This window comes from Thioalkalivibrio nitratireducens DSM 14787, from assembly GCF_000321415.2.
GTDB lineage: Bacteria > Pseudomonadota > Gammaproteobacteria > Ectothiorhodospirales > Ectothiorhodospiraceae > Thioalkalivibrio > Thioalkalivibrio nitratireducens.
Genome location: NC_019902.2, coordinates 495005 through 520076, shown reverse-complemented (window position 1 = coordinate 520076; position 25072 = coordinate 495005). Strand labels below are relative to the sequence as shown.

General features: G+C 64.4%; 26 protein-coding genes and 4 pseudogenes. 21 read left to right on the top strand and 9 right to left on the bottom strand.

Translation table 11 applies throughout. The features are described from left to right. Positions 1-48: 48 nt before the first annotated feature. Positions 49-801, top strand: coding sequence for a ParA family protein (locus tag TVNIR_RS02515; protein WP_015257400.1), 753 nt, complete (start codon positions 49-51; stop codon positions 799-801). A 48-nt stretch (positions 802-849) separates the two neighbouring features. Here the strand turns inward: TVNIR_RS02515 and TVNIR_RS02510 are convergent, their stop codons facing one another. Then, a complete protein-coding gene (locus tag TVNIR_RS02510; RefSeq protein ID WP_015257399.1) occupies positions 850-1200 on the bottom strand; it encodes a hypothetical protein in 351 nt (116 codons plus the stop codon). Between the two features lie 31 nt (positions 1201-1231). Beyond that, positions 1232-2293, bottom strand: a complete 1062-nt coding sequence (gene nadA, locus TVNIR_RS02505; RefSeq protein WP_015257398.1) for a quinolinate synthase NadA — start codon at positions 2291-2293, stop codon at positions 1232-1234. Between the two features lie 334 nt (positions 2294-2627). Here nadA and TVNIR_RS02500 point away from each other — a divergent pair, with 334 nt between their 5' ends. Continuing rightward, positions 2628-3140 carry a protein disulfide oxidoreductase gene (locus TVNIR_RS02500; protein ID WP_015257397.1) on the top strand — a complete coding sequence of 171 codons (513 nt, stop codon included), beginning with the start codon at positions 2628-2630 and terminating at the stop codon, positions 3138-3140. A gap of 61 nt (positions 3141-3201) precedes the next feature. Here the strand turns inward: TVNIR_RS02500 and TVNIR_RS02495 are convergent, their stop codons facing one another. The 3 genes from TVNIR_RS02495 to TVNIR_RS02485 form a co-directional block, all read right to left on the bottom strand. Then, the gene (locus tag TVNIR_RS02495; protein ID WP_015257396.1) at positions 3202-4086 is read right to left on the bottom strand and encodes a formylglycine-generating enzyme family protein; all 885 of its coding nucleotides are present in this window, start codon (positions 4084-4086) and stop codon (positions 3202-3204) included. Between the two features lie 92 nt (positions 4087-4178). Then, positions 4179-5669 (bottom strand): sensor domain-containing diguanylate cyclase, encoded by a 1491-nt coding sequence (locus TVNIR_RS02490; protein WP_015257395.1) that lies wholly within the window; start codon positions 5667-5669, stop codon positions 4179-4181. Between the two features lie 344 nt (positions 5670-6013). Beyond that, on the bottom strand, positions 6014-6661 hold the full coding sequence (locus TVNIR_RS02485; RefSeq protein WP_052316591.1) for an RpnC/YadD family protein: 648 nt from the start codon (positions 6659-6661) through the stop codon (positions 6014-6016). A 120-nt stretch (positions 6662-6781) separates the two neighbouring features. Between TVNIR_RS02485 and TVNIR_RS02480 the strand changes: the two genes are divergently transcribed. Beyond that, positions 6782-7834, top strand: a complete 1053-nt coding sequence (locus TVNIR_RS02480) for a sensor histidine kinase (RefSeq protein ID WP_015257393.1) — start codon at positions 6782-6784, stop codon at positions 7832-7834. Then, a complete protein-coding gene (locus TVNIR_RS02475) occupies positions 7831-8538 on the top strand; it encodes a LytR/AlgR family response regulator transcription factor (RefSeq protein ID WP_015257392.1) in 708 nt (235 codons plus the stop codon). Before TVNIR_RS02480 ends, TVNIR_RS02475 begins: the two co-directional genes overlap by 4 nt. 83 nt (positions 8539-8621) lie before the next feature. Here TVNIR_RS02475 and TVNIR_RS02470 read toward each other — a convergent pair whose 3' ends face one another. The 4 genes from TVNIR_RS02470 to TVNIR_RS02455 all read right to left on the bottom strand — a co-directional run bounded on the left by TVNIR_RS02470 (position 8622) and on the right by TVNIR_RS02455 (position 13477). Continuing rightward, positions 8622-10736, bottom strand: a complete 2115-nt coding sequence (locus TVNIR_RS02470; RefSeq protein WP_157092168.1) for a hypothetical protein — start codon at positions 10734-10736, stop codon at positions 8622-8624. Positions 10737-10881: 145 nt separating this feature from the next. Further along, entirely contained in the window at positions 10882-12117 is a 1236-nt protein-coding gene (locus TVNIR_RS02465) for a PilX N-terminal domain-containing pilus assembly protein (RefSeq protein WP_043739120.1), read from the bottom strand. Between the two features lie 14 nt (positions 12118-12131). Then, complete coding sequence (locus TVNIR_RS02460; RefSeq protein WP_015257389.1) at positions 12132-12887, bottom strand: prepilin-type N-terminal cleavage/methylation domain-containing protein; 756 nt, start codon at positions 12885-12887, stop codon at positions 12132-12134. Next, positions 12884-13477 (bottom strand): GspH/FimT family pseudopilin, encoded by a 594-nt coding sequence (locus TVNIR_RS02455; protein WP_015257388.1) that lies wholly within the window; start codon positions 13475-13477, stop codon positions 12884-12886. Before TVNIR_RS02455 ends, TVNIR_RS02460 begins: the two co-directional genes overlap by 4 nt. Before the next feature lie 199 nt (positions 13478-13676). Between TVNIR_RS02455 and TVNIR_RS02450 the strand changes: the two genes are divergently transcribed. From TVNIR_RS02450 to TVNIR_RS02370, 17 genes and pseudogenes are all read left to right on the top strand, one after another. Further along, positions 13677-14120: a type IV pilin protein gene (locus tag TVNIR_RS02450; RefSeq protein WP_015257387.1), complete on the top strand. Its 444-nt coding sequence runs from the start codon at positions 13677-13679 to the stop codon at positions 14118-14120. 365 nt (positions 14121-14485) lie between these two features. Next, positions 14486-15458 (top strand): annotated as a pseudogene (locus TVNIR_RS02445) (RpnC/YadD family protein). Positions 15459-15666: 208 nt separating this feature from the next. Continuing rightward, the gene (locus TVNIR_RS02440) at positions 15667-15909 is read left to right on the top strand and encodes a type II toxin-antitoxin system Phd/YefM family antitoxin (protein WP_006746146.1); all 243 of its coding nucleotides are present in this window, start codon (positions 15667-15669) and stop codon (positions 15907-15909) included. Next, positions 15909-16331 carry a type II toxin-antitoxin system VapC family toxin gene (locus TVNIR_RS02435; RefSeq protein ID WP_015257385.1) on the top strand — a complete coding sequence of 141 codons (423 nt, stop codon included), beginning with the start codon at positions 15909-15911 and terminating at the stop codon, positions 16329-16331. The genes TVNIR_RS02440 and TVNIR_RS02435 overlap by 1 nt, the downstream gene beginning before the upstream one ends. 178 nt (positions 16332-16509) lie before the next feature. Continuing rightward, positions 16510-17094: pseudogene (locus TVNIR_RS02430) on the top strand (transposase); the annotation flags it as partial. Positions 17095-17419: 325 nt separating this feature from the next. Next, positions 17420-18370: an RpnC/YadD family protein gene (locus TVNIR_RS02425; RefSeq protein ID WP_015257383.1), complete on the top strand. Its 951-nt coding sequence runs from the start codon at positions 17420-17422 to the stop codon at positions 18368-18370. Positions 18371-18827: 457 nt separating this feature from the next. Then, positions 18828-19274 carry a putative toxin-antitoxin system toxin component, PIN family gene (locus tag TVNIR_RS02420; RefSeq protein ID WP_211263138.1) on the top strand — a complete coding sequence of 149 codons (447 nt, stop codon included), beginning with the start codon at positions 18828-18830 and terminating at the stop codon, positions 19272-19274. Continuing rightward, complete coding sequence (locus tag TVNIR_RS02415; protein WP_043739116.1) at positions 19274-19516, top strand: hypothetical protein; 243 nt, start codon at positions 19274-19276, stop codon at positions 19514-19516. The genes TVNIR_RS02420 and TVNIR_RS02415 overlap by 1 nt, the downstream gene beginning before the upstream one ends. A gap of 582 nt (positions 19517-20098) precedes the next feature. Continuing rightward, positions 20099-21073 carry an RpnC/YadD family protein gene (locus TVNIR_RS02410; protein ID WP_015257380.1) on the top strand — a complete coding sequence of 325 codons (975 nt, stop codon included), beginning with the start codon at positions 20099-20101 and terminating at the stop codon, positions 21071-21073. Between the two features lie 221 nt (positions 21074-21294). Then, positions 21295-21573, top strand: a complete 279-nt coding sequence (locus TVNIR_RS02405) for a type II toxin-antitoxin system RelE/ParE family toxin (RefSeq protein ID WP_015257379.1) — start codon at positions 21295-21297, stop codon at positions 21571-21573. A 12-nt stretch (positions 21574-21585) separates the two neighbouring features. Beyond that, a complete protein-coding gene (locus TVNIR_RS02400) occupies positions 21586-21885 on the top strand; it encodes a HigA family addiction module antitoxin (RefSeq protein WP_015257378.1) in 300 nt (99 codons plus the stop codon). Between the two features lie 464 nt (positions 21886-22349). After that, positions 22350-22839 (top strand): annotated as a pseudogene (locus TVNIR_RS02395) (hypothetical protein); the annotation flags it as partial. Positions 22840-23047: 208 nt separating this feature from the next. Next, positions 23048-23287 carry an antitoxin gene (locus TVNIR_RS02390; protein WP_015257376.1) on the top strand — a complete coding sequence of 80 codons (240 nt, stop codon included), beginning with the start codon at positions 23048-23050 and terminating at the stop codon, positions 23285-23287. Beyond that, a complete protein-coding gene (locus tag TVNIR_RS02385) occupies positions 23284-23715 on the top strand; it encodes a type II toxin-antitoxin system VapC family toxin (RefSeq protein WP_015257375.1) in 432 nt (143 codons plus the stop codon). Before TVNIR_RS02390 ends, TVNIR_RS02385 begins: the two co-directional genes overlap by 4 nt. Before the next feature lie 222 nt (positions 23716-23937). Continuing rightward, positions 23938-24189 (top strand): annotated as a pseudogene (locus TVNIR_RS02380) (transposase); the annotation flags it as partial. Positions 24190-24407: 218 nt separating this feature from the next. After that, positions 24408-24665 (top strand): type II toxin-antitoxin system RelE family toxin, encoded by a 258-nt coding sequence (locus TVNIR_RS02375; protein WP_043739114.1) that lies wholly within the window; start codon positions 24408-24410, stop codon positions 24663-24665. After that, a complete protein-coding gene (locus tag TVNIR_RS02370; RefSeq protein WP_015257373.1) occupies positions 24662-25042 on the top strand; it encodes a helix-turn-helix domain-containing protein in 381 nt (126 codons plus the stop codon). The genes TVNIR_RS02375 and TVNIR_RS02370 overlap by 4 nt, the downstream gene beginning before the upstream one ends. The last annotated feature ends 30 nt before the right edge of the window (positions 25043-25072 follow it).

The window sequence follows — 25072 nt, the reverse complement described above, 5'->3', positions numbered from 1 at the left end:
CGGGACACCAATGGCGCACGACGGCGGCGCGTGCAACGGAAATCTCTGTTGAAGACACTCGCGATCTACAACCTCAAGGGGGGCGTCGGCAAGACCGCCAGCGCCGTGAACCTCGCCTACCTTGCCGCGCAGTACGGCTGGAACACGCTGCTCTGGGATCTGGACCCCCAGGCCGCAGCCACCTGGTACCTAGGGCTGGAACCCGGCGTGCAGGACAGCGTGAAGAAACTCGCCCGCGGCAAGCGGGACTGGACCGACTCGGTACAGGCGACCGCCTGGCCGCGCCTGTCGTGCCTGCCGGCCGATTTCGACCACCGCCACCTCGACCAATACCTGCGCAAGGCCGAACACCCCGCGTTCCAGGTCCGCAAGCTGCTGAAGGACTTCCAGTCCGCATTCGATCTCGTCGTGCTGGACTGCCCGCCCAGCTTCTCCACCGTGACCGAGAACCTGTTCCACGCCGCCGACCTGATCGCGGTACCGATCATCCCTTCGCAGCTGTCGCTGCGCAGCTACGAGCAGATGGTCCGGTTTCTGGAGGGGGAGAAGATCCGGCGGGTGAAGCTCTATCCCTTTCTATCCATGGTCGACAACCGCCGCAAGCAGCACCGCGACGCCGGAATCGCACTGCGCGACGAAATCCCGAACCTGCTCGCCACGGCCGTGCCCTATGCCGCGGCAGTGGAAGCGATGGGACGCCACCGTGCCCCGCTGCCGGTGCACCAACCGCGGGCCCGGGCAACCGCCGCGTTCGAACAGTTGTGGCTGGAAATCGCCGAGAAGCTCCACCGCGAAGCCTGAACCCCCGGTGCCTGACCCTGGCTGCCCGGGACCGGATCGGGGCCGGGCTCAGTCGGCGGCGTCCATCCGCGCAAGCATGCGCATGCCACCGACGATGCAGTTCAGCGCCGAGGCCGCCGCGGCCTCGACGCCGGGCACGCCGGCCGCGGGCAACCGCCAGCGCCTCAGCTGGCAGGTCGCGGGCCGTTCCCTCGGGAAGGCCCGCGCGGCCGCATCGTCGACCGCGACCAGCAGATCCGCCCACTCCAGATCTGTAGCATCCAACCGGTGCATCGACGCGGCTGAACGCACCTCCAGCCACTGCGCCAGCACCGGCCGGCGCGCGAACCGCTCCACCAGCCGCGCCCGGCCATCGTCGGTGAGCGCAGCCACCAGCAGGCGCGCAGGGCGTTTGTACATCGTGGACTACTCGGAAGGGACGATGCTGAGTCTACGCGTCGCCGACGACGCGGCGGCGGTGAGCGGCGGCGAAATCGAGCATGCGCTGCGTCGCAGTGAGCGCCTTCACCCGCTCAGCGTCGTCGACGAAGATCTCGTGGGTGCAGTGCTCCAGCGTGTCGGCGAGGCTGCTCAGGTCGTTCATGGCCATCCACGGACAATGGGCGCAACTGTGGCAGGTGGCACTGTGCCCCCCGGTCGGGGCCTCGATCAGGCGCTTGCCCGGCGCCGCCTGCTGCATCTTGTAGAAGATGCGGTTGTCGGTTGCGACGATGAACTCCGACTCCGGGCGTTCGCGCACCGCGGCAATCAACTGGCTGGTGGAACCGACCACGTCGGCCTGCAGAATCACCTCGCGCGGCGATTCCGGGTGCACCAGCACCGCCGCGGCGGGATGCGCGTTGCACAGCTTCTCCAGTTCACGCGAGCGGAACTCGTCGTGCACCACACAGGAGCCATCCCACAGCACCATGTCGGCGCCGGTCTCGCGGCGAATATAGTCGCCCAGATGCCGGTCCGGTGCCCAGAGAATCTTCTTCCCCTGATCGCGCAGATGTTCCACCAGCGGCACCGCGATGCTGGAGGTCACCACGTAGTCGGCCAACGCCTTCACCGCAACTGAGGTATTCGAATAGACCACTACCGTGTGTTCGGGATACTGTTCGCGGAACTTCCGGAACGCATCCGCCGGGCAGCCGAGATCGAGCGAACACTCGGCCTCCAGGGTCGGCATCAGCACGCGTTTCTCGGGGCTGAGGATCTTGGCGGTCTCGCCCATGAAACGCACACCCGCAACCACCAGCGTGCTCGCCGAATGTTCCTTGCCGAAGCGCGCCATCTCGAGCGAGTCCGCGACGCAGCCGCCGGTTTCCTCGGCGATCTGCTGCAGCGAGGAATCGACATAGTAATGTGCCACCAGCGCCGCATCGCGCTCGTCCAGCAGGCGCTTGATGCGTGACACCAGCGCCGCGCGTTCCGCATCGCCCAGCCGCGGTCGGGCGGCGGTGATCACCGCGGTTCGCGGTACATCGTAGGTGGCTTCTGCCAGTACCATAGGGAACCTCTGAACACGCGAGCCGCCAACAACCGGCGTAGCGGAAACCTCCCTGGTCGCTGTACTTGGGCAACCGGGGTTGCGGTCACTATTACGGTTTCATGATACTACGACTCCTGCTCGCCGGCAGCGTTCCTGTCGCCAGCCCGGGAGATCCGCGGATAGAGAACGTTGAGGAACCCGCTGGGACAGAACCGGCGCTTGCCGCGGGTGTCCGATGCGCACGCAAGAATCCGCCCATCGTTTCCCGGAACATGCGCCGCGCCAGAACCCCGCGTGGACGCCGGAATCGATCGCGCCCAACCGGGCATAGCCAGGCACCCTTGAGGCGACCATGAACACTGCAGTCAAGAAACGCCGCCCCGTTTGGCGCTGGGTACTCGAGATCGCGATCGTCATCGGGCTCGTGCTGCTAGTGCGCGCCTGGATCGCGCGCGATCTGGCACAAGGACCCGCCCCGGCCTTTGAAGCGCAGTTGCTCGACGGTACACCGGTCAGCCTCGCCCACTTCGCAGACGAACCGATGCTGCTGCACTTCTGGGCCACCTGGTGCCCGATCTGCCGGCTGGAAGAGGGCGAGATCCTGCGCCTGAGCCGCAGCCATCCGGTGCTGACCGTCGCAATGCAGTCCGGCACCGAGGCCGAGGTGGAGGCCCACCTGACCGAGCGGGAAAGCGAACTGGCCGTGGTCAACGACCCCGCCGGCCAGCTGGCCCGGACCTACGGCGTGCGCGCGGTGCCCAGCACGTTCATCATCGATCGCAATGGCGAGATCGTCTTCCGCAAGCAGGGCTACGCGCCCCCGCTGGAACTGCGCTTCAGGCTGTGGCTCGCCCGGTGGCTATAGCCGCCAGCCGCTGCGACGGCCCCATCCATCATTCACAGCGTTGGTGCGCAGGCGGCACACCCTACCGGGTGCCGGTGCCCGAGCCGAGCTCGCGCAGCACCCGGAACCCGAGGTTGGTGTCCATTTCGGTTACATGCCGGCGCCGGCGGGAGGCACTGCGGCAGGCCACGGCCGGATCGAACCAGGAACCGCCCTTCACCACCACCCATTCCTCGTTGGGACCGCGGCGGTAGACCCCGTCACGCGGCAACCCCGAATGGCTGTCCCGCCAGGGCGACTGCGTGAACTCCTGCACGTTGCCGTGCATGTCGTGCAGCCCCCAGAGGTTCGGCGGGTAACTGCCGACATCCATCGGCCTGGGCAGCGGAATGCACAGCGGGATGTACCACTTGCGACGCTCACGCCGCTCGTCGTACGGAAACAGCGAGTTGAAGTGCACGTCCCGGCAACCCACCGAATCCCCAAAGGCGAACGCGGTGCGCGTGCCCGCGCGCGCCGCGAACTCCCACTCGGCCTCGGTGGGCAGGCGATAGCGCTGCCCGGTCTGACCGCTGAGCCATTCCAGGTAGGCCTCGACATCGGCGAGGCGCAGGTTGAACACCGGCTGTTGGTCACCCTTCGGCCAGATCGCCTCGCGGCGCGGCACCCAGCCCGTCGCCCGCTGGAAGGCCGCAAACTCCGCCTTCGTCACCGTATAGCGCCCCAGCGCGAACGGCCGCTCGATGAGCACGAACCGGCGTGGCGACTCGGTATCCCGGTGACCGTACTCGGAACCGTCCGAGCCCATCTCGAACTCACCCGCCGGAATGACCCGCAGCTCGGGAACGGGGATGCCGTCCCTGCCCCGGTCCTGAAAACCCACCGGAACCCCGGCGGCGGCCGCCGCCTGCTGCTGCAGATCGAGCAGATCCGGGGTATCCAGCCGATGCATCAATGCACTTGCCATCGAAAATCCTTGCTCGCTATTGCCGCGGGGTGCGCCACAGCGGACGCGGGCGTTCTCGCGTGCCCGATTCGACCCCGCATCCGCTTCGGAATTCAACCGTACCGGCGCTGCCCGGGGACGGACGCAGCCACAGGGGCAGCGCCTTCGGCGAGATACACCCGGTCGCGGCCCTCGCGCTTGGCCCGGTACAAGGCCGCATCCGCACGGCCGATGATTCCGGTCGCGCCCTCGCCAGGAAGCAGCTCCGCCACCCCGGCACTGATCGTGATCGCGATCCGGTCCCGGCCAAACACGGTGGGCTCCCTCTTGACCGCTTCACGAATGCCCTCGGCCACCGCCCGCGCCCGCTCGGCTGGGCAACGGTCGAGCAGGACCAGGAACTCCTCGCCGCCCCAGCGGCAGACCGTATCCTCCTCGCGCACGCAGCGGTGGATCAGCTCGACGAGCTGCCGGATCACGACGTCACCACCGGGATGGCCGAAGCTGTCGTTCACTTCCTTGAATAGATCGATGTCGAGCAGGATGACCGACACGGGCCGCGGGTCGCGCTGCAGCGTGGCAGCAATGTGCTCGAACACGATGTCGAAGACCTGGCGGTTCGCGGCCCCGCTGAGGCGGTCCGTGGTCGCCATCTGCTCCAGGCGCTGCTGATAACGGCTTAGAGTCAGGTACGCCCCGAACAGCACCAACGCGGTCACAGCCAGCGCCAGCAGGATGTTGATCAGCAGCGAGGTCTCGATCGTCCGGATCCCCCGCACCGTGTCCTGCTCGACCATCAAGTACCAGCCGAACTCGGGCACCAGCCGGCTGTTCGCATACACCAGGCGTCCATCGTGGCGCTCATAGGTGATCGAGGCACTGGGCGAGGTCAGCACCTGCAGGGCCCGCTGCCCGAGACCGCGCGCATCCTGGATGCGCCGGGCCCCGGAGTAATCGCTGCCGTGCAGCGTCACGTGGCCCTCGCGGTCCACGAAGTAGATCGTCCGGCCATAGCGGCGCTGGTACGCCTCGATCGTGCGCACCACCGCATCCACTCCAAGGCCAACCCCGGTTACGCCCAGCAGGCGACCCTCGTAATCCAGCACGCGGTAATTCACGAAGATACTCAGGCGGCTGCGATCGGCGGTGTCGGTATCCACGTTGATCTCGTACGGCGCCCGGGACTCGCGCACGCGGAAGTACCAGCTGTCGACGGGGTCCTCCGGGCTGACCTCCTTCAGCACCCCGCTGGGATGGTAATAGCGGAACGTCCGATCCGAGACGAAGAACGCGGTGATCGTGCGGTACTCGTCCATAATCTCTTGGAGATAGCGCAGCATGGGGGCCACCTCACCCTCCCCATCCAGCACCCAGTCGCGCACGAAGGTGTCGCGGGCCATCAGCGAGGAAATCAGCACCGGCGTGAGCAGATCCCGCTGGATCTCGGAGTAGATGTTGTCGCTGGTCAGCGGCAGCGTCTCTTCGGCAACCTGGCTGCTCAACGTCCGTGCCGCGGCGAAATAGCTGATCAGCGTCGTCGCGATGAAGCCGGCGAGCAGCATCAGCGTCAGCACCGTGATCAGATAGACCTTGTTCCCTGGCACCCTGCAACCCCAGCCGTCACCGACAGCGCCCGAAAAACCAAACGCGCATTATGCGGCGGGCAGCGGAGGACCGATAGGGCACGCCCCGAACACCCATCGCCGAAGCACCCAATTGAAGTGGCTGTCCGGGAGTTGGATTGGTGAATCCTTTCACCGAGGGGACGGGGGTGACGATACGGCGCGCGCGCAGCGCTGTGCAAGAAGGCGCGGGGGCATTCCCAAAACGTGCGTGCAAGCACAAATCACCGTGGTTATTCGCGGGCGAAATCACTGCGATTCAATGGCTTGACTTGGTCCGACCCCTGCATCCGCTTTTTTCAGCGCGTCCGTGCCCCGACCGCAAGTCAGTGCCCCGACTGCTCCACGAACAGCGCCTCCGGGGCAGGAATCTCCAGCGTGCGGCGCACCAGGGGACGTAGCTCATCGGCCGTGAGCCGCCGAAGTCGCGAGACCAAACCGGCATCCTGCAGGCCGAACCGCATCTCCAGAATGTTCACGATACTCGCCACCAGGCCCAGAGCCTCGCCCTCCTCGCGCCCTTCCTGGCGCCCTTGCTCGAACCCCTGCCACTTCCAGAGCCTCTCCGCGGGTGCAATGAACGGCATCGCCTTCTCCTCCTCAAACGCATGCAGCTCGCCCAGGAATTCCCTTTCCAGGGCCTCGGGCAGACGGATCATCCAGTCGATCACCCGGAACAGCTCCAGGATAACCGCCCGGTCGTAGCCGCGATCGTAGAGCAGCGGTACCGGCCGAAACTTCCACGCCTTGCGGTCCCTCGCGTCGCGGCTCGCCTTGGCCCGGATCTGCGCCATCACCACGACGGCGCAAATGTTCGAACTCTGTTCCAGCTCCGACCAGCGTCGCTGCCAATCCAGCAGCTTCACCGTCGGAAACCGGAACGCCACTTCGCAGCCCCAGCCCCCACGCTGATAACCCGTGGGCCGAACGCCGGCCCGGTCATCCGCAAGCACTGCAAGGCTGACGACGTCCACGCCATACCGGTCCAGCGGCCGGTAGTGATCAAGGAGCCGTACCCTCCCTGAACGCGCCAAATGCGCTAGATTCACGGGACGGACGCGCAGGCGCACGGCGCCCCAAGGGAAAGAACGGGCATGAAGCGATCGGAGACCACGGGGACCCGCGAGACGACACCGGCCATCGCCACGCAGGTGTTGCCGGACTTCTGCTCGGGCGAGACGGTGTTGCGGGTATTCATCGTCGTGATGCTGCTGGCGCTGATCGTGTTGCTGTTGCAGGGCGCAGAGCCGGACCCGATGGTCGCGCTCTACCCCATCGCGATGTTCATTACCTGGGTCGGTTTCAGCAGCCTGCTGGTGATCTGCCTGCTGCAGCGCTGGCTGCGGCGCCGGCCGCTCGTCTGGCAGGTCGTGATCCCAACCGCCGTCCCAGTGCTGAATACCGCGCTGGTGCACTTGGCTGCGGAACACATGCAGCTTGCCGACGCCGAGGCCCGCGTGCGCGTGATCGCAGCGGCAGCCTTGCTGAGCCTGATCGTGATGCGCCATTTCTACCTCGTCGCCGCCTGGAAGCAGGAAACGCGTCTGGTCGCGCAGGCACGCGAGCAGACGCTGCGCGCGCGCGTGCGCCCGCACTTCCTGTTCAACAGCATGAATACAATCGCCAGCCTTTGCCGCACGGACCCGGGGCGCGCGGAGCAGGTCACGCTGGACCTCGCCGACCTGTTCCGTGCGACCTTCGCAACCGGCGCCAGGCACACGCTGGGCGAGGAACTCGACCTCGTCCGCGCCTATCTCGCGATCGAACAAACCCGGTTCGGCGACCGCCTGCAACTCGACTGGAACGTGCCGGACGACCCGGCGCTGGACCACGTCCAGGTCCCGGCACTGATCCTGCAGCCACTTGCGGAAAACGCGATCCAGCACGGTGTCGCGCCGTCGCCCGAGGGCGGGCGGGTCGAAGTCCGCCTCGAACGGGCGCACGGCGGCTTCGTCGTCGAGTTCGCCAACGGGATCTCGCCGGAACATCGAGCCGGCACCGGAACCGCCACCGAGGAAGCGCGAGCCCGCCTGCGCCATTGCTTCGGCGACCGCGCGGCGCTCGAGGTCCGGCGCGAAGCCGGCCGCTTCCACGCGCGGATCACGTTGCCCGCCGACGCCAGCGCCGAAGGGTGCGGCGAGCCATGAGCCTGCGGATTCTGATCGCCGACGACGAAGCGCCCGCACGCGGGCGCCTGCGGGCCTTGGTCGAGGACCTCGGGCACGAGGTCTGCGCCGAGGCGGCCGACGGTACCAGCGCCACGCGCGAATTCCACCGGACCCGGCCCGACGCCGTGCTGCTCGACATCGAAATGCCGGGGACCGACGGCCTCGCCTTCGCACGCTGGATGGAACGCGACCACCCAGAGGTTCCGGTTGTGCTTGTCACCGCCCACCCCGAACACGCACTCGAGGCCTTCGATGCCTCGGTGCGCGATTACGTGCTGAAGCCGGTACGCAGTGAGCGCCTCGCACGGGCACTGGTTCGTGCAGCCGAACCCCTGCAGAACGGGCCACCCGAGCCGGCGCGGCTGCGCGTCACCACCGGCCGCAGGGAGGAACTCGTTCGCCTCGACGAGATCGACTGTTTCGTCGCCGCCGGCGGCTACGTACTCGCGCGCTCGGCACGGATCGAGGGATTCGTCGACGCGACCCTGCAGGATCTGGAGGAGCGATATCCGACCGAACTACTGCGCGTGCACCGCTCCTGCCTCGCCGTGTGCAGTGCGATCGCGGGGATCGAGACTCGCTCCTCAGCCGACCACCGGCTTTTGTTCCAGGACGGGCTGGAAGCCGTGCCGATCAGTCGCAGGCAGTTGGCCGAGGTGCGAAGCTTCATGGAACCGTTTTGAATTCTGGAGAAATGCGGTTCCCCGAACACACTAGGCCGGGGGAAAGTGCGAGGGCACATCCTTCCCCACACTTCCCCTTGTCTCTACGGATCAAAAGAAGTGTCAGGCGCACCTGGTGGTGGTGTACGGTGCGTACAGAACCTTGCACTTGGTGCGCTATCGCCAGCCGAACTCGTCGCCACCACAACGTAGCAACCCGTCTCGCCCCTAGCCGGCTGTGGAACAGACCAAGAGGTTGAGGTTGTCTGCGAGAAATGGGGTCCACTTGTGGACGGTGTACACACAGTCAGCCGATTATTCCCGGAAGTCACGCATTCGAATACCCGGTACATCGTAGCCCCTTGCACAGAGCTCCACACCAAAGACCGCAAGTTCCCGGTTCCAGACCAAGAAACACTAGGAGCGGCCGGCGGAGAATCCGGATCACCCGGATCACCCGGATCACCCGGATCACCCGGATCACCCGGATCACCCGGTCCCGCGGCAATTGTCAGGAAGTTCAGGCTAGTCAGGTCCTGCGGGTAATCGCGTGCGATGAGTCCTACATTGAAACCCTCCACCTCGGATTCGAACGTGACGTCGGTCGAAAAGGCATTGACCTCTTCGCTATCAGGATCGCCCCAAAACTGCCGCACAATGCAGGAGTATGCTGCACCCGAATCACCGAACGTTCCGTAGGCCGAGCAAATTCGCGCCCTGGTGGGAGCGACATAGGTGTTACTGTAACTGAACGGGTAGGCATCGTCTGCAATCAAGAACCCCCCCACGCGAGTCAACAACAACGGCTGTCCCAGGCTGTCCTGGCCACAATAGTCTCCCTGATAATACTTGTCACTGGTGCAGAAGAACGGTCCCGGGTTGAAGTTGAAGGCGTCGCCGTGGAAATCGATCGCCGCCAGATCCGCCAGTTCCAGCATCCGCTCCGAGCACTTGCCCTCGTTCTTGCCCATCACCAGGAACTGGTGCCCGCCGGGGACCAGGCCGCGGATCTGCTCGTCGTCCCAGCACGACATCCCGTCACTGCAGAAGGTTCCGATCACAGAGGCGTGCTTGTTCATCTCTGCCGGGGGAACCTCCTCGTGCTCCTCGCGGGGGTTCCACGGGCCACCGAGCACGCCGTGCGGCACCTCGCGGACTACGTTGCCATCTGCGTCGAGGAGCTCAGTCCGGCCGTTGTAGAACCGGGTCAAGCCTCTGAGAACGTCGGTCGGATCGTCGGGGTCCAGGACCAGCCCGGGATGCCCGACACACACCTTCTCCCCGTTGGCGTCGAAGAAGGTATCGGGCAGCACCGCGATGGCACGACGCCACTGGTCGGCCACGACGCAGGTGTACGTCAGGTAGCCCAACTCGGCGAAACCGCCATCCATGACCGCCGGCGAGGACGGCAGCGTCGGGCTGTGGGAACCGGGATAACCCAGCCGACACAGGGCGTTTCCCTCCGTAACCAACTGGAGTTGGCACCGCTCTTCGATGGGGTCGCCCCCCCCGGAACACCGCCGACCGGACAGGAAAATATTGCCGTTGATGGTGGCAAAGAGCTGACCCCGGCCGTGCGGCTGATCATCGGGAATCAGCCCAACATTGGGCTGGCTCTCATCCACGATCGCGATAAAGGTGTTTCCGTCGCCGTCATCGATCGTGATGATTCGGAAACCGGGATCTCCCCCAACGCCGGGTGCGTTGCCCATTTGCTGATCCACCTGGTCCTGCTCATCCGGCGTGAACTCGCGAATCTCACCGCGGCCGTCCGGGTCGAATTCATCGTCAACAGCGGTGTTGAGCGCGGCCAGCCGCATGTCGTTCTCTGCAAACAGTGTCGTCAGGAGGGCAAGCACCCCGGCAGAAGGTTCGGGTGCACACGCGACTCCTGGCCTTTCAACCCACACTCTGACGCGCTTCAACGGAGCGACACCCTCGGCCTCCACGAATACATCCTCGATGGCCCAGCACCGGCTTAGCGCCACATCAATCGGCGCTGAGGAGAACATACCGAAGGTCTCCACTATAACGGAATCGCCTCCGGTCCCTTCATCAAGGCTCGCATGATCAAAGTTCAATGCCCGCAAGGCTTCGACACGTTCCTCGGCAAAGCTCATCGCCGCGGTCGCCAGACGATTCTGGGCCGCGTTACCGACGACAGTCCCGTGGAACGCCATGATCGCGCCAAACGCCAGAAACAGCACAACGATCGCCATCAGAGCCTCGATAAGGGCGATCCCGACAACGCTATTCCGGGTTGTGAACCCCTCGTAGCTCCCATGATCCGACGCCTGTTCAAGACTCATTGTCATCGTGCCCCGTCTCACCATATTCATGACTAGCACCCTCGCCCGAAACGACTCAGTCCGCGGGAATCTCACGCCAGGCATCCGATGAGTAATAGATATCGATCCTTTCCACCAGTGCCGCTGCTTCCCCGGATTCCGCCGTCTTCAACGCACCTGGTGTAGCAAGCAGCTCGTTGTAAACGACCGCCGCTGTACCGGTTAGATCAATGTCCGATTCCGAGGCCAGTGCGCCGACGATCTTGCTGTTGCCGACACCGGTACTCCCTGCAACATACACGACGCCCCAGAGAACAGAGTTCCCGGTCATGTCCAGGTTACCTGTCACAGCTATCGTGACCGGTTTTTCCTCGTCGCCGAGGACATCGCCACCCTCCAGCGTAAGATCCCCATCCCACCAGATCACCTGATCGACGTTGTGGTCCGGAAGGCTGTAGTCCAGCGTTCCGTCGGGGTTCTTTTTGGGATATTGCGCAGATCCCGCCTTGAACGACTCCTTATCGACACCGAAGATGGACTCAAAGAAAACATCGGGATCGTTCGGAAGGGATGGGTTCTCGTATTTGTGCTGATCCTGAAGCCTAATCCACGGCACACCGGTCGAACCGCCATGGATGCTGCCACCGGCTTCGACATATACGAAGTCCTCAAGTCCAGCAAAAGGCTTTCCAGGAGGCACGATCTGCGAGCACTGCTTGAGCCCCGGGTGGGATTCCCCCTTGCGATTGCAGTGACCTGTTTCGGCGGTGCCTTCCCAATTCACGTCCTGCATGGCGATCATCGGCCGCGCCAACGCACTGACTGAGTCAGGGTCCGGCTCATCCGGTGGCACACTGAGCCATACGGGGCGAAATTCCGCTCGCGCCTCGAGCACGCGCACGGCGCTACCATCCGGGCTGCGGCCGATCGAGCGCACGACCGACGAGGTCAAGAGACCCAGTGTCGCACTTGGGCATTCCGCTGCCCCTCCAAAACGCAACTCAAACGTGGGCTGGTCAGTGATCCCCGTGGCGTCGTCGCCGGACGCCGTTCGCCGGACACACTGGTTCAGGTCTGCGAGCCCGCCATCGCTCATCATTCTTGCCAAGGCGAAATCGAGCCCAGCCTGAGCCGCATGCAAAGCCTGCTTCGACCTCAGATCAGTGGCCGTAACGCGGTTCTCTAGCGTCGTGGTAGTAGTCATGGTGTAGGTAAGCAGCGCCATCGCCAAAACGACCAGAAGGGTCACGACTAGAGTTACCGCCCCGCGCTGGCAGCGCAGTAACTGAAGCGTCGGTGTGTAATCGGCCATGGCAACCACTCCCGTCAGTCCAGCACCACGTGATTGTTACGGATGGCGACCGTGTTCTCGAGTTCGAGACGCTTCGGTTGCCCGCGGGTTTGCACAGCACCACCGAGCATCAATGTCACACTCAGACGTTCAACCCAAGAATCGAAGGGCGTTGCCTCGGTGCAGCGTGCCCGCCCGAAGGGAGTCGGGCTGCAAGCCGCATCCCCACTACCTGAGACGTCCGCACCTGGGGGATCGTCGAGGTCCATGCATAGGAACTGGCATTCCGCCCGAAAATCGTCGACCTCGAAACCGCCAACTGCGAGGTCCCCATAAATCGAGTGCCAGTTGTCGTCGGGCGCCCCATCTGAACAGATGGGTTGGACAGGTGCAGCCGTTTCCTCGCTGTAGTACATCTGAAAATCATTGCCGACCAGCCGGAAGCCACGCACGACCCAGCACTCCGGATCGTTGGCGTCGGGATCCCCACAGACGCCGGTAGCAATCTTCCACGGGCGTGGCGCCACCGTGAACGACACACAGCTTGCATCCACGGAAAACTGCACGGAGCCCGCGTCGGCTCGGCGCAAATCGTTGACCATAATCTGCATGGTCGAACGCAGGTCGTGGTTCAGGCGAGCGGCATCGAAAGTGTAAGCGGTTGTGCCCACAGAGATGCCCCAGGCCACCAGCACCGCCAGAATCACCAGCGCCCCGACGACAAGGCCCACCAGCAACTCGACCAGCGTGAACCCGCTGTCTCGAAACGAAATGCGCTCGCCAATAGTCATGGACAAAGCCTCATGGTCGTCACCGAGGGATCGCCGCCGGCGTCGGCCGGCGAGCAGGTGCCTGCCCGCCCTAGGCGATTCACAACCACATGTGCTTCGCGATCGCGTGCGGAGACGAATTCGATGGTTACGGTGGGACCCGCCGCGTCGACACGCACCCCCCGCATGGGCTCGAAACGCAGGGCGGCGGGAAAGTTCTGAAGGGTCACTCCCGGGAAATCATTGCCAGAGGCACGAATCAGTTCGAAGTCGGTTCCGGCGAGGTTTACCAAAGCCCCGAAGGGAATCTGGCAGGAATCGGGCTCGGAGGGGTCACTTTCGTAGCAGTCGCAACCCGCTGCAGCAGTCAGGCCAAAGCACCAAGTGGTCCCGGAATCATCGAAGACCATGCTGATCTCCCGATTCGATTCAATCGCAACCGCGCGAGCCTGCTGTACCTGCTTCATCAGGGTTTCCGCGGCATCGACGATACGACGGCGGTCTAGGACATCGACGAACGAAGGTGCTGCCAACGTGACCAGCACGACGAGAACGACGATGGTGATAATCAACTCGATCAGGGTGAAACCCGATTGCGAATTGCCGATCATTTGGTCCCCGCTCACGGCTCCCGGCCATTTGTTCCCGCTAATGGCTCAAGCGTAGCGCACGGGGCAAGGGGCAACGCTTGGGATACCCCCAGCGGTCGTTCTTGCAGCTCCAGCGGTGCGGGTTCCACGTCTTTGGTGCTAGTCTTCTAAGCAGAACCTGTCCCCGTGTTGACGGCTTGCCGTAGTGGATGGTTGCGACATGAACAAGCGAACCCCCGGTCCGGTCGGATTCACGCTGATCGAGTTGCTCATCGTTGTGGCCGTGGTGGGCGTTCTCGTGGCCATTGCCTACCCCGCATTTGAACGGCACATCGTGAAAACCAACCGAGGCGATGCCCACGCGGCGCTTCAGCAGATCCAGTTGCTGCAGGAACGCTACCGGGCGCGGGATCCGCAGGCGAGCTATGGTACGCTCGCGCAGGTTGAGGCACTGCTGGAGGTCGGAGGGCTCGCAACATCGCCCGAGGGCCGCTACACGATCGATGTCCCGGCGGCGGGCCGCGTTGGCTACACCGCAACCGCGACAGCAACGGGACAACAGCAGGACCGGGAACAGCGCGTGTTCGGGGCTCAGTGCCAAACGATCACACTGCAGGTCGATTTTGCCGGAGTGACCCGGACGCCTGAGCAGTGCTGGCGCTGAAACTGAACCGCCCCGCACAGGAACGGGGTCAGGTCTCGCATGCGAACATCGGGAGCGGTGCGCGAACCCCAGAACCCTGTGCCTGAACGCCAGCCACTGCCCCGGCAGCCTCTCCGCAGCCCGGGTTCCACGGAAGGCGTCCTCGCACGATGCACCCGCGCCCCACCCGCGTCTCCCGCGGCATGGATTGCCGCTTCGTCCGGGAGCCACACCAGGACCCGTCTCCAACGGGGGGCTCCACACCGCCGATCGGGTACGTCCACAGGCAAGAAACGTCGGGCACCCACTTGCGGATGACCGTAGCCTGACATCGCCTGCCCCGGTGCTAGCCTTGGTGTTCCGCCACGGACGGAGGGCTCAGGTGCATGACGCACGACCAGAACTTCAAGAACCTCATTCTCGACTATCCGCGCCAGGCCATCGCGCTGTTCGCCGCCAGCGAGGCGCAAGCCATCGACGCGGACGCGCGGGTTACGCCGGTCCGCCAGGAACAATTGCAGGAACGCCTCGGCGAGCGCTTCCGGGAACTGGACGTTCCGCTCCTCGTCCAGTGGCCAGACGGCCGGCGCGAAGCGGTCCTGTTCGTGATCGAGGAGGAAACCGAGCCGGCACGGTTTTCGGTGCATCGGCTCGCCCACTACTGCCTGGACCTTTCGGAACTGCTGGATACGCAGCGCGTCGTGCCGGTGTTGGTGTTCCTGCACGCGGGTGAATTCCCCGAGCGACTTGCGTTGGGGGCGACGCAGGCACCTTCTCGATTTCCGCTTCCTGGCGTACGCCTTGCCGCGCATTCCAGCCCGGCAGCACTTCGACAGCCCCAACTTGGTGGCCCGGCTGAACCTGCCCAACATGGCCTACGGTCCCGAGGACAAGGTAGACGTCTATGCCCACGCAGTACGGGGGCTGACCGACCTGGAACCGGACCCCGAGCGGCGGCTCAAATACCTGGATTTCATCGACATCTACGCGGCACTGGACGAGAATGAGCGTATCGTCTACCGCCAGCGGTACCCGGAGGAGGTGGCAGAGATGACGCGCTTCGCAGAACGGTTCATCCAGCAAGGCCTGGAACAAGGCCTGGAACAAGGCCTGGAACAAGGCATCGAACAAGGCATCGAACAAGGCCTCGAACAAGGCCTCGAACAGGGACTGGAGAAGGGCCGGCAGGAAGGCATTGGCCTGGGCGAGGCACGCGTACTGACGCGGCAACTGACGCTGAAGTTCGGCCCGCTGCCCGAGGCAGTACTCACGCGGGTGGAATCCGCCGACGCCGATACGTTGCTGCTATGGTCCGACCGGATACTGAGCGCAAAGACACTGGACGAAGTGTTGCAATAACAAGAGCGACCGACCCGATCCGCGCGCTCGGGCACTGCCCCCGCGCGCAACACATCCACGCCCAGGACCCCGGGACAGCCACTTTCTTGACATAAGGGGGGATTCTCGGATAGAGCCAGCCGGACGCCCCGAATCCGGCCCCCGCGCTTTCGGGCACGGCTGCCATTGAGGTACAATATGACCATCTACATGGTCATGAGAGCACCAAATGCCAGAGTCGACGATCAGTCTCGCCAACGCCAAGGCCCACTTGAGCGAGCTTGCCGAGCGGGCCGCTGCAGGTGAATCCATCCTGATCACCAAGCGGGGCAAGGCCGTGGTGCGCCTTTCCAGCGTCGCCGCACCGAAAAAGCCCATTGACGCAACCGCCCTCCGCGCCGTTACGGATGCCCAGCGCAACTTCACGGATGAGACCTTCCTCCGGCGTATGCGCGAGGACGCCCGCTACTGATGCGCTATTTGGACACCAGCATTCTGGTCGCAGCTCTCACCCGAGAGCCTCGCACCGAGGATATGCAGGATTGGCTGGCGCGACAGGACGCGGATTCGCTGCGCGTCAGTGATTGGGTACTGACCGAGTTCTCCGCCGCCCTGTCCATGAAGGTCCGCATGGCGATCCTAACACCCGGTGAAAGGGCGACCGTGCTTGGTGCATTTGCGGCGTTACGGGAATCATCTCTCTCGACGCTGCCGGTCTCATCCATGGACTACCGCACCGCTGCCCATTTCGCCGACGCCCATACCTCCGGGCTGCGCGCTGGCGACGCCCTTCACCTGGCAATTGCGTACAACCACGGCCTGAACCTTTGCTCTCTCGACAAGACGCTCGTGGCTGCAGCAGAACCCTTGGGCGTCAACGCCACCCTGTTGTAACGCCTGACCTTAATTCCTTAATTTGGACACTAGGCAAGAGGCAAAAGTAATTGGACACTCACTCCGACAAGGGCAAGAAGTAATTTACAAGTAATTGGACACTCACTCCGATGGACTCTCCCACCGCGCTCTGGCATCCTCTTCAGCACCATCAAAGCTCCCGCCCCGGAGACCCGTCATGCCCTACCCCCGCTCGTCCCTGGTCAGCCTGGAGGCTACTCCCTGGTACCACGTGATCTCCCGCTGCGTGCGCCGGGCGTTTCTGTGTGGCGAGGATCTGTCGACCGGGCGCAACTTCGAGCACCGGCGCGGCTGGATCGTGGCGCGCATGGAGCAGTTGGCCGGGGTGTTTGCGGTCGATGTAGCGGCGTATGCCGTGATGTCGAACCACTTCCATCAAGTCGTGCGCGTCGATGCGGAGCGGGCCCAGGGGTGGTCGGACGACGAGGTGCTTCGGCGCTGGACCAGGCTCTACACCGGCCCGGAACTGGTGCAGCAGTATTTGCGGGATGGCGGCGCGGGCTTGGTCGAGGCGCAGCTCGAGGCGGTGCAGGGTTGGGCCGCGACCTACCGTGCGCGACTGGGGGACCTGTCCTGGTACATGCGGGTGTTGAACGAATCGATCTCGCGGATGGCGAATGCCGAGGACGGAGTCACGGGCCGGTTCTGGGAGGGGCGGTTCAAGAGCCACGCGCTGCTTGATGAAGCCGCCGTGCTGACGGCGATGGCGCAGGAACGCAGGAACGGGGTCAGGTCTCGCATGCGAACATCGGGAGCGGTGCGCGAACCCCAGAACCCTGTGCCTGAACGCCAGCCACTGCCCCGGCAGCCTCTCCGCAGCCCGGGTTCCACGGAAGGCGTCCTCGCACGATGCACCCGCGCCCCACCCGCGTCTCCCGCGGCATGGATTGCCGCTTCGTCCGGGAGCCACACCAGGACCCGTCTCCAACGGGGGGCTCCACACCGCCGATCGGGTACGTCCACAGGCAAGAAACGTCGGGGCACCCACTTGCGGATGACCGTAGCCTGACATCGCCTGCCCCCGGTGCTAGCCTTGGTGTTCCGCCACGGACGGAGGGCTCAGGTGCATGACGCACGACCAGAACTTCAAGAACCTCATTCTCGACTATCCGCGCCAGGCCATCGCGCTGTTCGCCGCCAGCGAGGCGCGAGCCATCGACGCGGACGCGCGGGTTACGCCGGTCCGCCAGGAGCAGTTGCAGGAACGCCTCGGAGAGCGCTTCCGGGAACTCGACGTTCCGCTCCTCGTCGAGTGGCCGGACGGCCGGCGCGAAGCGATCCTGTTCGTGATCGAGGAGGAAACCGAGCCGGCACGGTTTTCCGTGCATCGGCTCGCCCACTACTGCCTGGACCTCTCGGAGTTGCTGGATACGCGGCGAGTCGTGCCGGTGGTGGTGTTCCTGCACGCCGGCGCATCCCCAGAACAGCTTGCGCTGGGCGGCGACGCAGGCACCTATCTCGACTTTCGCTTCCTGGCGTACGCCTTGCCGCGCATTCCAGCCCGGCAGCACTTCGACAGCCCCAACTTGGTGGCCCGGCTGAACCTGCCCAACATGGCCTACGGTCCCGAGGACAAGGTAGACGTCTATGCCCACGCAGTACGGGGGCTGACCGACCTGGAACCGGACCCCGAGCGGCGGCTCAAATACCTGGATTTCATCGACATCTACGCGGCACTGGACGAGAATGAGCGTATCGTCTACCGCCAGCGGTACCCGGAGGAGGTGGCAGAGATGACGCGCTTCGCAGAACGGTTCATCCAGCAAGGCCTGGAACAAGGCCTGGAACAAGGCATCGAACAAGGCCTCGAACAAGGCCTCGAACAGGGACTGGAGAAGGGCCGGCAGGAAGGCATTGGCCTGGGCGAGGCACGCGTACTGACGCGGCAACTGACGCTGAAGTTCGGCCCGCTGCCCGAGGCAGTACTCACGCGGGTGGAATCCGCCGACGCCGATACGTTGCTGCTATGGTCCGACCGGATACTGAGCGCAAAGACACTGGACGAAGTGTTGCAATAACAAGAGCGACCGACCCGATCCGCGCGCTCGGGCACTGCCCCCGCGCGCAACACATCCACGCCAAGGAAACGACCAGCTGCGGCAACTCCGGGACACCCACTTTCTGCAGCTATCCGCTCGCGCAGAACTGCCTGCGCACAAGAGATTGGGGTCAGGTCTCGCATGCGAACATCTGGAGCGGTGCGCGAACTCCCGAACACTGTGCCTGAACGCCAGCCACCGCCCCGGCAGCCTCTCCACAGCCCCGGTTCCGCGGAAGGCGTCCTCGCTCGATGCACCCGCGCTCCACTCCGAATTCTCGGAACACCCACTTCACGGACATTTCGGCGTACGCTCTCCGGGACAGCCGCACGTCCGACATTTCCGTCAACCGACCCAGACGAACGCAGATCTCGGGCCAAACTCCGGGATGGCAAGTCACCGAGCTGGCTTGCCCAACCCAGTCTGAAATCATATTATGGGCAATATGACGCGATGGCGGGTCGTACTGGATACGAATGTGTTTGTCGGCGCTTCGCGCAGTCGGCAAGGCGCGTCGTTCGCCCTGCTTCAGGCATTGCGGAGGCGGAAGTTCAGCGCGCTGGTGTCGGTCCCACTGATGTTGGAGTACGAGGCGGTGTTGTTGCGGCCAACCCAACTCGCCAAGAGCGGCCGGTCGGTGGAACAGACCGGTGTATTCCTGGATGCGTTGAGCCGGCTTGTTGAACCCGTGCATCTTCACTATCTCTGGCGCCCGCAATTGCGCGATGCGGCGGACGAGATGGTGTTGGAAACGGCGCTGAACGGGCGCGCCGATGCCTTGGTTACGTTAAACGGCGCCGATTTCGTGGCTGCCGGCCGCTTCGGGCTAACGGTTCTGACACCCGGCGAATTCCTTCGCAGGTTACAGGAGGAGGTCCTCTAATGGCTCAATACGCACTCCGGGTTCCCGAGTCCCTGTACCAGTACGCACGTAAGCTCGCGGAGGAAGAACAAGTTTCGATGAACCAGTTTTTCGTCACTGCCATTGCCGAGAAGGTTTCCGCGCTGAAGACCGAGGCCTATTTCCTCGAGCGACAGTCGCGGGGCGATCTCGCAGCCTTCGATGACTGGTTGTCCTCCAGCCCGGACGAGCCACCCATCGAGGGCGACGAACCGCCGAAATAGCGCCGCCCCCGGGCCCCAGGACGCATCCGAACCACTACGCCGAGCCGTGAAGGCTAAGGCACAGACACCAGGGATCCCATGTCAGCGTCTGATCCGCGAAGCGATCGAGCGTAGGAAGGTGGGGTCAGCCGGGAACGGGGTCAAGCCGGGAACGGGGTCAAGCCGGGAACGGGGTCACGGGAACGGGGTCAGGTCTCGCATGCGAACATCGGGAGCGGTGCGCGAACTCCCGAACACTGTGTCTGAACGCCGGCCACCGCCCCGGCAGCCTCTCCGCAGCCCCGGTTCCACGGAAGGCGCCCTCGCACGACGCGCCCGCGCTCCACTGCCGTCGCCCGCGACGCCACGCCCCGGTACCCCGTCGTCTCGCGCAGCCCGACGCGGGGATCTCTTCGGCATGGATTGCCGCTTCGCCCGGGAGCCATACAAAGACCCGTCTTCGACGGTGATCTCCACACCGCCGATCGGGTACGTCCACAGGCAAGAAACGTCGGGGCACCCACTTGCGGATGACCGTAGCCTGACATCGCCTGCCCCCGGTGCTAGCCTTGGTGTTCCGCCACGGACGGAGGGCTCAGGTGCATGACGCACGACCAGAACTTCAAGAACCTCATTCTCGACTATCCGCGCCAGGCCATCGCGCTGTTCGCCGCCAGCGAGGCGCGAGCCATCGACGCGGACGCGCGGGTTACGCCGGTCCGCCAGGAGCAGTTGCAGGAACGCCTCGGAGAGCGCTTCCGGGAACTCGACGTTCCGCTCCTCGTCGAGTGGCCGGACGGCCGGCGCGAAGCGATCCTGTTCGTGATCGAGGAGGAAACCGAGCCGGCACGGTTTTCCGTGCATCGGCTCGCCCACTACTGCCTGGACCTCTCGGAGTTGCTGGATACGCGGCGAGTCGTGCCGGTGGTGGTGTTCCTGCACGCCGGCGCATTCCCAGAACAGCTTGCGCTGGGCGGCGACGCAGGCACCTATCTCGACTTTCGCTTCCTGGCGTACGCCTTGCCGCGCATTCCAGCCCGGCAGCACTTCGACAGCCCCAACTTGGTGGCCCGGCTGAACCTGCCCAACATGGCCTACGGTCCCGAGGACAAGGTAGACGTCTATGCCCACGCAGTACGGGGGCTGACCGACCTGGAACCGGACCCCGAGCGGCGGCTCAAATACCTGGATTTCATCGACATCTACGCGGCACTGGACGAGAATGAGCGTATCGTCTACCGCCAGCGGTACCCGGAGGAGGTGGCAGAGATGACGCGCTTCGCAGAACGGTTCATCCAGCAAGGCCTGGAACAAGGCCTGGAACAAGGCCTGGAACAAGGCATCGAACAAGGCATCGAACAAGGCCTCGAACAAGGCCTCGAACAGGGACTGGAGAAGGGCCGGCAGGAAGGCATTGGCCTGGGCGAGGCACGCGTACTGACGCGGCAACTGACGCTGAAGTTCGGCCCGCTGCCCGAGGCAGTACTCACGCGGGTGGAATCCGCCGACGCCGATACGTTGCTGCTATGGTCCGACCGGATACTGAGCGCAAAGACACTGGACGAAGTGTTGCAATAACAAGAGCGACCGACCCGATCCGCGCGCTCGGGCACTGCCCCCGCGCGCAACACATCCACGCCAAGGAAACGACCAGCTGCGGCAACTCCGGGACACCCACTTTCTGCAGCTATCCGCTCGCGCAGAACTGCCTGCGCATGCCAGGCCCACGCGAAAGGCCCCCGGTGGTACCGCCAGCGACCGAGCTTGCCGTTTAACGTTAAACGGTATAGCCTCTCAGCATGATCAGGAGCTTCCGCTGCAAGGACACGCAGGCGCTGTTCGAGACAGGAAAGACCCGCCGATGGCCTTCTCTCAAGGCGGTGGCGGAACGCAAGCTTATACAACTACATGCGGCGGAAGCCCTCGCTGATCTCAAGGCACCCCCAGGCAACCGGCTGGAGGCGCTCGCAGGCGATCGAGAGGGCCAGCACAGCATTCGGATCAACGACCAGTGGCGAATCTGTTTCCGCTGGACGCCGGAAGGACCCGAGCATGTAGAAATCGTGGATTACCACTGAGGAGACAAATCGATGAGTACCAACGGCATGCGCCCTATCCATCCCGGCGAGATCCTCCGCGAGGAGTACCTGGCGCCCCTGGGCATGAGCGTGAATGCCTTGGCGGGCGCGCTGCACGTGCCGGCGACCCGCATGAATGACATCGTTCGCGAGCGCCGCGGCGTAACGGCGGACACCGCCCTGAGACTCGCACGCTATTTTGGTACCACTGAGCGCTACTGGCTGAACCTGCAAACCGAATACGAACTTCGCCTCGCGCAGATCCAGTCTGCCGCCCGCGTACGCCGCGAGGTCGAACCGCGCGCGGCTTAGCAAGTCGTCACGCAGCCCCGGGACACCCCACGCGGGGAACGGGGTCAGCGGGGAACGGGGTCAGGTCTCGCATGCGAACATCGGGCGCGGTGCGCGAACCCCAGAACACTGCGCCTGAACGCCAGCCACCGCCCCGGCAGCCTCTCCGCAGCCCCGATTCCACGGAAGGCGTCCCGGCACGACGCACCCGCTCTCCACTCCCGTCGCCCGCGACGCCACGCCCTGGTACCTCGTCGTCTCGCGCAGCCCGACGCGGGGACGCGGGGATCTCTTCGGCATGGATTGCCACTCCGCCCAGGAGCCATACAAAGACCCGTCTCCGACGGTGATCTCCATACCGCCGGTCGGGCACGTCCACAAGCAAGAAACGTCAGGGCACCCACTTGCCGGTGACCGCAGCCTGACATCGGCTGTTCCCGGTGCTAGCCTTCGCGATTCCCGCCACGGACGGAGGGCTCGGGTGCATGACGCACGACCAGAACTTCAAGAACCTCATTCTCGACTATCCGCGCGAGGCCATCGCGCTGTTCGCGGCCAGCGAGGCGCAAGCCATCGACGCGGACGCGCGGGTTACGCCGGTCCGCCAGGAACAATTGCAGGAACGCCTCGGCGAGCGCTTCCGGGAACTGGACGTTCCGCTCCTCGTCCAGTGGCCAGACGGCCGGCGCGAAGCGGTCCTGTTCGTGATCGAGGAGGAAACCGAGCCGGCACGGTTTTCGGTGCATCGGCTCGCCCACTACTGCCTGGACCTTTCGGAACTGCTGGATACGCAGCGCGTCGTGCCGGTGTTGGTGTTCCTGCACGCGGGTGAATTCCCCGAGCGACTTGCGTTGGGGGCGACGCAGGCACCTTCTCGATTTCCGCTTCCTGGCGTACGCCTTGCCGCGCATTCCAGCCCGGCAGCACTTCGACAGCCCCAACCTGGTGGCCCGGCTGAACCTGCCCAGCATGGCCTGTAAGCGCCACCCCGGGAGACGCACCGCCCCGGGGGGATCCATATGGACGCTTCCCTTGTTGCAAGGGCCGAACTGAACTCCTTGTGCGATCGCCACCCGCTCGTAATGCGTCGTGCAGGGAAGGGGTCAATTTGACCCAGCCCCTTGCAGCAAGACGGAGTGATGGCATATGCTGGAGCATATGCCCAGGTTCCGAAGGTGCCGAGATGGAAACCACCCGTCATGTCCGACTCTTCCGCAACGGCCGTAACCAAGCGGTCCGGATTCCGCGGGAGTTCGAACTGGACACAGACGAAGCCGTCATCTATCGGGAAGACGACCGCCTCGTGATCGAGCCCGTCCGGCGCAAGGGACTCCTTGCCACACTGGCCACACTGCACGATCTCGAAGAAGAGTTCCCCAATATTGATTCCGGGCTCGGCGCGCTGGACGACGTACGCCTGTGACGGACACGCCGCTTTTCCTACTGGACACCAACATCCTCTCCGATCTGGTTCGCCACCCTCAGGGAATCGTCAAACGCGGGATCGAGAGGGTCGGTGAACACGCGGTCTGCACCTCCATCATCGCTGCTGCCGAACTACGGTTCGGTGCAGCGAAGCGGGGATCCGTAGCGCTGACGGAGCAGGTGGAGAAGGTCCTTGGTGCCATGCGCGTAGAGCCGCTCGACCTACCCTCAGACCGCGAGTACGGGCGGCTCCGTCTGCAACTCGAGCAGACCGGACAGCCCATCGGCCCGAATGACCTCTTGATCGCGGCGCACGCCTTGGCACTCGGCGCCACGGTCGTCACCGACAACCAGCGAGAATTCCAGCGCGTGCCCGGACTGCGGGTGGAGAACTGGCTCCAGACGAATCGGCCAGCTGAGAAGTAACGGTCGGCCATCCCGAACGGCTACTTTGAACGCTCACTCGGATTAACTCCCCCACCCCGCTCCAAGGAACGGGGTCACAAGGAACGGGGTCAGGTCTCGCATGCGAACATCGGGAGCGGTGCGCGAACCCCAGAACCCTGTGCCTGAACGCCAGCCACCGCCCCGGCAGCCTCTCCTCAGCCCCGGTTCCACGGAAGGCGTGCTCGCACGATGCGCCCGCGCTCCACCGGGCGGGTGATCCGCGAGGACAAGCGGGGGTACATTCCTGGCGAGATGCCCCGGCTGCTGGATCGGCTGGCGATCGATCCGGAGCAGTTCATCGCCACCGCCGGCCGGACGCTGCGGCAGTTCGGCAGCGCCATCGGGACGCCGACGCACATCACCGATCTCTGCGTCGCCCGGCAGGCGCGCTATCTGCGCGGCATGCGAGCTGTGCATGCGCTGTTCAAGAGGCGGGCAGCCGTAGCGCCATAGGTCTCACCCATTCGGGTCTGGAGCCGACACCCGAGATGGACCGCGCCTGTTTCCAACATCGCTTCGCCCACCAGGGATCGAGGAATCCAGCGCCTGACGCACAGCGAGGACGTCAGAATCCTCATGCCAACCCGGCCGCGCAGCCCATCGCGATGCCCTTCTTCACTCAACCCCCATCTCAATGTTGCCCCCAGGTAAACACGGAGATACACTGGGTCATGCATCAACTCCGATACAGGAAAGCGGCGCTCAAGGCCCTCATGAAACTGCCGGCGGATGCACGACAGCGTATTCAGGAGGCGCTGAGACAACTGGTCGCAGACGTGGACACGGCCAGGCTTGATATCAAGGCGCTTCAAGGCAGAGACGGATTCAGGCTCAGGGTCGGCAAATGGCGGGTGATCTACCACAGGGACGACAACGCGATGATCATCCTGGTCGTTGATGCGGGTTCGAGAGGAGACATTTACAAATGAATGCCCAGGTACAGATCATCGAGCGGGACGGGCAGCCGGAGTATGCGGTGGTGCCCATCGAAACCTATCGCCGATTGCTGGCGCTGGCCGAGGACATGGAGGATATCCGAGCCTACGATCGCGCCATGGCGGAGATCAGCCGGGGCGAGGACGAGATATTGCCCGCCGAGGTAGCCGAACGATTCCTGAACGGCGCAACCCAGCCGTTGCGGATCTGGCGGGAGTATCGCGGCCTGACCCAACAAAAGCTTGCCGACGCCACCGGAGTCGGCAAGTCCTACATCTCGCAAATCGAAGCGGGAAAGAAGCAGCCCACTGTCGGGGTGTTGCAAGCATTGTCACGCGCACTGGCGGTGGACATGGAAGACCTGGTTTGAGGCATGCGGCGCCTCGGGCGAAGGCTCCCG

Coding starts and splice junctions, on each gene's coding strand:
- TVNIR_RS02455 (WP_015257388.1), bottom strand. CDS start 13,477: ATGATCGGCAATTCGCAATCGGGTTTCACCCTGATCGAGTTGATTATC.
- TVNIR_RS02435 (WP_015257385.1), top strand. CDS start 15,909: ATGCGCTATTTGGACACCAGCATTCTGGTCGCAGCTCTCACCCGAGAG.
- TVNIR_RS02440 (WP_006746146.1), top strand. CDS start 15,667: ATGCCAGAGTCGACGATCAGTCTCGCCAACGCCAAGGCCCACTTGAGC.
- TVNIR_RS02470 (WP_157092168.1), bottom strand. CDS start 10,736: ATGGCGATCGTTGTGCTGTTTCTGGCGTTTGGCGCGATCATGGCGTTC.
- TVNIR_RS02500 (WP_015257397.1), top strand. CDS start 2,628: ATGAACACTGCAGTCAAGAAACGCCGCCCCGTTTGGCGCTGGGTACTC.
- TVNIR_RS02415 (WP_043739116.1), top strand. CDS start 19,274: ATGGCTCAATACGCACTCCGGGTTCCCGAGTCCCTGTACCAGTACGCA.
- TVNIR_RS02390 (WP_015257376.1), top strand. CDS start 23,048: ATGGAAACCACCCGTCATGTCCGACTCTTCCGCAACGGCCGTAACCAA.
- TVNIR_RS02510 (WP_015257399.1), bottom strand. CDS start 1,200: ATGTACAAACGCCCTGCGCGCCTGCTGGTGGCTGCGCTCACCGACGAT.
- TVNIR_RS02420 (WP_211263138.1), top strand. CDS start 18,828: ATGGGCAATATGACGCGATGGCGGGTCGTACTGGATACGAATGTGTTT.
- TVNIR_RS02375 (WP_043739114.1), top strand. CDS start 24,408: ATGCATCAACTCCGATACAGGAAAGCGGCGCTCAAGGCCCTCATGAAA.
- TVNIR_RS02460 (WP_015257389.1), bottom strand. CDS start 12,887: ATGACTATTGGCGAGCGCATTTCGTTTCGAGACAGCGGGTTCACGCTG.
- nadA (WP_015257398.1), bottom strand. CDS start 2,293: ATGGTACTGGCAGAAGCCACCTACGATGTACCGCGAACCGCGGTGATC.
- TVNIR_RS02465 (WP_043739120.1), bottom strand. CDS start 12,117: ATGGCCGATTACACACCGACGCTTCAGTTACTGCGCTGCCAGCGCGGG.
- TVNIR_RS02475 (WP_015257392.1), top strand. CDS start 7,831: ATGAGCCTGCGGATTCTGATCGCCGACGACGAAGCGCCCGCACGCGGG.
- TVNIR_RS02495 (WP_015257396.1), bottom strand. CDS start 4,086: ATGGCAAGTGCATTGATGCATCGGCTGGATACCCCGGATCTGCTCGAT.
- TVNIR_RS02400 (WP_015257378.1), top strand. CDS start 21,586: ATGAGTACCAACGGCATGCGCCCTATCCATCCCGGCGAGATCCTCCGC.
- TVNIR_RS02425 (WP_015257383.1), top strand. CDS start 17,420: ATGACGCACGACCAGAACTTCAAGAACCTCATTCTCGACTATCCGCGC.
- TVNIR_RS02450 (WP_015257387.1), top strand. CDS start 13,677: ATGAACAAGCGAACCCCCGGTCCGGTCGGATTCACGCTGATCGAGTTG.
- TVNIR_RS02410 (WP_015257380.1), top strand. CDS start 20,099: ATGACGCACGACCAGAACTTCAAGAACCTCATTCTCGACTATCCGCGC.
- TVNIR_RS02480 (WP_015257393.1), top strand. CDS start 6,782: ATGAAGCGATCGGAGACCACGGGGACCCGCGAGACGACACCGGCCATC.
- TVNIR_RS02370 (WP_015257373.1), top strand. CDS start 24,662: ATGAATGCCCAGGTACAGATCATCGAGCGGGACGGGCAGCCGGAGTAT.
- TVNIR_RS02405 (WP_015257379.1), top strand. CDS start 21,295: ATGATCAGGAGCTTCCGCTGCAAGGACACGCAGGCGCTGTTCGAGACA.